This window comes from Kitasatospora sp. NPDC057512 (assembly GCF_042802135.1).
Lineage (GTDB): Bacteria > Actinomycetota > Actinomycetes > Streptomycetales > Streptomycetaceae > Kitasatospora.
Genome location: NZ_JBHVET010000739.1, coordinates 1 through 4,125 on the forward strand (window position 1 = coordinate 1; position 4,125 = coordinate 4,125).

Sequence of the window (4,125 nt, forward strand, 5' to 3'; positions counted from 1 at the left end):
CCGCCGAGCCGGTGCTCGACGGGGCGACGTGCGGGGTGACGTGCCGCGGGGAACGCGTGGTCAGGGCTGCTGGTCGGGCTCGGTGGCGGTCCCCGGGCCCGCGGGGTTGGTCGCCGGCCCCGCCGGGGCGGTCGCCTGGCCCCCGGGGGTGCCGGTGCCGGTCGGGTTGGTCTTGGTCGGGTCGGTCCGGGGGGCCGGGTCGGGGATGTCGGCCATCGGCAGGGACTGCTTGGGGGTGCCGCGCAGCGCCTGGTTCATGGCGTCCCGCCAGATCGGGCCCGGGCCGTCGGCGCCGAACACCTCGGTGCGGTACTTCCCGTTGATGGTGATGTTGCGCATCTCGACGCCGCCCTGGGGGCCGCCGATCCAGACGGCGGTGGCGAGCTGCGGGGTGTAGCCGTTGAACCAGGCGGCCCGCTTGCGGTCAGAGGTGCCGGTCTTGCCGGCGATCTGCCGGTTGTCGTCCAGGTTGAGCGCCGCGCCGGTGCCGTTGTTCTCGGTGACGCCGTTCAGGACGGTGTTCAGCGCCCGTGCCGTCGACTCGGAGAACGCCTTCTCGCACTGGGGGGACGGGACGGGGACGTCCTTGCCCTCCACGGTGGTGATCCGGTTGATGGCGACCGGGGCGCAGTGGGTGCCCTGGGCGGCGAAGGTCGCGTAGACGTTGGCCATGGTCAGCGGGCTCATCTCCTCGACGCCCAGGGCCATCGCGGGGACCTCCTCCAGGGGCTTGCCGCTGGCCTTGGTGGTGATGCCGAGCTTGTTGGCCATCTGCTTGACCGCGCAGAGGCCGATCTCCTGCTCCATCTGGACGAAGTAGGTGTTGACCGAGAGGGCCATCGCCATCTTCAGCTGGTACGGGCCCTTCTCGCTCGCGGACTCGTTGGGCACCACCGTCTTCGGCCTGCCCTCGTTCTTCCAGGTGCCCTCGCAGGTCTTCATCGTCGGGTACTCGAGCTTGTTCGGGGACGAGTACTCCTGGGTCGCCGGCAGGCCCGCCTCCAGGGCCGCGGCCGCGACGACCGGCTTGAAGGTGGAGCCGGGCTGGAAGCCGTTGCCGCCGCCCATCGCCGCGTCGACGTTGAGGTTGACGACGGTCTGGTTCTGGGTGGTGTCCAGGCCGTACGGGCGGGTCTGGGCCATGGCGAGGATCTTGCCGGTGCCGGGTTCGACCATGGAGGCGGCGGCGGAGACGCTGTCCGTGACCCGGACGTTGCTGCTCACCGCGTTCTGGGCGGCGGCCTGCTTGTCCGGGTCCAGCGTGGTGTAGATGTTCAGGCCGCCCTGGTTCCAGAACTTCTTGCGCTCGTCGGCGCTCTGGCCGAAGGCCGGGTCCTGCTTGACCACGTGGCGCACGTAGTCGCAGAAGAAGCCCATGCCGGCCTGGGCGGTGATGCAGCCGTTCTGCGGGGCCTTGTAGTTCAGGCCGAGCGGGGAGGCCTTCGCCTCCTTCGCCTGCTCGGCGGTGATGTGCTTGTTCTCCAGCATCTTGTCGATGACGGTGTCGCGGCGGTTCTGCGCGGCCTGCGGGTGCTGCTTCGGGTCGTACTGCGACGGGTTCTGCACCAGCCCGGCGAGCGTCGCCGCCTCGGCGACGGTCAGGTCCTTGTTGCTCTTGCTGAAGTAGCGCTGGGAGGCGGCCTCCACCCCGTAGGCGCCGTTCCCGTAGTACGTGATGTTGAGGTAGTTGGTGAGGATCTGCTCCTTCGGCAGCTCCTCCTCCAGCTTGATCGCGACCTTGAGCTCCTGGATCTTGCGGCCCAGGGTCTTGCGCTGGGCCTCCAGGACGGCGTCCCGGTCGTCGCCGGCCTGCTCGACGTTGACGTTCTTCACGTACTGCTGGGTCAGCGTGGAGGCGCCCTGGGAGGCGGTGCCGCTCTCCGCGTTCTTGCTGATCGCGCGGAGGACGCCCTTGAGGTCGACGGCGCCGTGCTCGTAGAAGCGGGCGTCCTCGATGTCGACCTGGGCCTGGCGCATGAACGGCGACATCTGCTCGGCGGTGATGACGGTGCGGTCGCGCTCGTAGACCTTGGCGATCAGGCCGCCCTTGGCGTCGAAGACCTGCGTCGCCTGGGTGAGCGGCGGCGTCTTGAAGTCGGACGGGACGTCCTCGAACCCCTCCGCCGTGCCCTTGGCCGTCAGCCCGATGCCGCCGGCGACGGGTAGGGCGAGGCCTGCCAGCAGCACACCGGACACGACGCTCACCCCCAGGAAGGTCGCACCGAGGCGGGCCAGCCGGAGCGGGGCCCTGCGGGACGGTTGGAGGTCCGCGTTCTCGGAGGAACTCCATATCGGGGGGAGGTTCGATTCCATTCCGGAATGCTAACCCTTGGAAGTCTCCGGGCGAACGGTTTTTCGCGCGCGGCTGTCACGGCTCTGCAACAGGTGACGGGTCGATTTCGGAGAGGTGAATCGCATACGTACCGAATGAATTCGGGGGAATTCGGCAGCAAGCACCCGGCCCGGTCCGCCCGGTGAGCGCGGCCCTTCCGCAGCCCGCCTCCCACCATGGTGATGCCGCGAGCGGGCCGAAAGGTTGCGCGCCCGGGCGGTCGGGTGCCGACGGCGACCGCACCGTTCCGGCGGCCCCTGGCACCGCGCAGGGGGCCGCCGGCTGCTGGACCGCCCCGTCCGCCCGGACACGACGGAAAACCCGGCGACTCCCACGGGCTTGATCCTCTACGGTGAACGCGCCCAGGGCGGCCGTTTACCGCCCGTCGACGTGGCGCGACCAACGCGCCCGCAAACCCAGGGAGTTCCCTGTCATGACGCGCACCCTTGTCGCAGAGCTGCCCGCGCACCTCGAGGAGACGGTCACCGTCTACGGGTGGGTGAACACGCTCCGACTCCAGCGGCGCATCCAGTTCGTCCTGGTCCGGGACCACACCGGTCTCGTGCAGGTCACCCACCTCCGGGGCGGGGAGGACGACGTCATCGAGGCCGCCTTCGAGGGCGTGACGGTCGAGTCCGCCGTGAAGATCACCGGCAGGGTGGTCGCCAACCCGCAGGTCAAGCTCGGTGGTCTGGAGCTCGTCCCGACCCGCGTGGAGGTCGTCTCGCCGGCCGAGCCGAAGCTGCCGATCGACGGGAAGACCGGTATCGACCAGCGGCTGGACTGGCGGTTCCTCGACATCCGGCGGCCCTCCCAGCAGTTGGTCTTCGACGTCCAGACGACCGTCGAGCGGGCGATGCGGGAGGTGGCGGCCGAGGAGGGCTTCACCGAGCTGCACACGCCGAAGCTCATGGGGACGGCCTCCGAGTCGGGCGCCGAGGTGTTCGAGGTCGGCTACTTCGGCCGGACCGCCTACCTCGCCCAGTCCCCGCAGTTCTACAAGCAGATGGCCATCGCGGGCGGCATCGACCGGGTCTTCGAGATCGGGCCGGTGTTCCGCGCCGAGCCGTCCTTCACCTCCCGGCACGCCACCGAGTTCACCGGGGTCGACGTCGAGATCGCCTGGGTCGACGGGGTCGAGGACGTGATGGCCTTCGAGGAGCGGATGCTGCACCGCGTCCTGACCGCGGTGGCCGAGCGCCACGGCGCGGCGATCGCCGAGCACTTCGGCACCCGGGTCGTCGTCCCGGAACTGCCGTTCCCCCGGATCACGATGGCCGACGCGCTGGCCGGGCTCCGCGCCACCGGCTGGGACCCGGAGGGCGTCAAGGAGGACCTCGACCCCGAGGGCGAGCGCGCGCTGTGCGGCCTGATCGCCGAGGAGACCGGGCACGAGTTCGTCTTCGTCACCCGCTTCCCGGCCGCCGTACGGCCGTTCTACCACCTGCGGCCGGAGGACGACCCGACCGTCACCGAGTCCTTCGACCTGCTGTGGAAGGGCGTGGAGATCACCACCGGCGCCCAGCGCGAGCACCGGTACGACCGCCTCGTCGCCCAGGCCCGGGAGAAGGGCATGGACACCGGCCCGCTCTCCGGGTACCTCGACTGCTTCCGGTACGGCACCCCGCCGCACGGCGGGCTCGGGCTGGGGCTGGGCCGGCTGCTCATGCTGGCCCTCGGCCTGCCGTCGATCCGCGAGGCGACGTTCCTCTTCCGGGGCCCGCACCGCCTCGAACCGTAGGGCGTCGAACAGTAGACGGGGGTCGAACAGACGGAACGGGCCGCGCCCGAGG

The 4,125-nt window shown here is 70.4% G+C and carries 2 protein-coding genes; one reads left to right on the plus strand and one right to left on the minus strand.

The window, feature by feature from the left end:
* Positions 1-60: 60 nt before the first annotated feature.
* The gene (locus ACFU6K_RS32920) at positions 61-2,313 is read right to left on the minus strand and encodes a transglycosylase domain-containing protein (protein ID WP_380669300.1); all 2,253 of its coding nucleotides are present in this window, start codon (positions 2,311-2,313) and stop codon (positions 61-63) included.
* Between the two features lie 452 nt (positions 2,314-2,765).
* On the opposite strand from ACFU6K_RS32920, the gene aspS reads away from it, so the two are divergent.
* A complete protein-coding gene (aspS, locus tag ACFU6K_RS32925; protein ID WP_380669302.1) occupies positions 2,766-4,073 on the plus strand; it encodes an aspartate--tRNA(Asn) ligase in 1,308 nt (435 codons plus the stop codon).
* Positions 4,074-4,125: the final 52 nt, after the last annotated feature.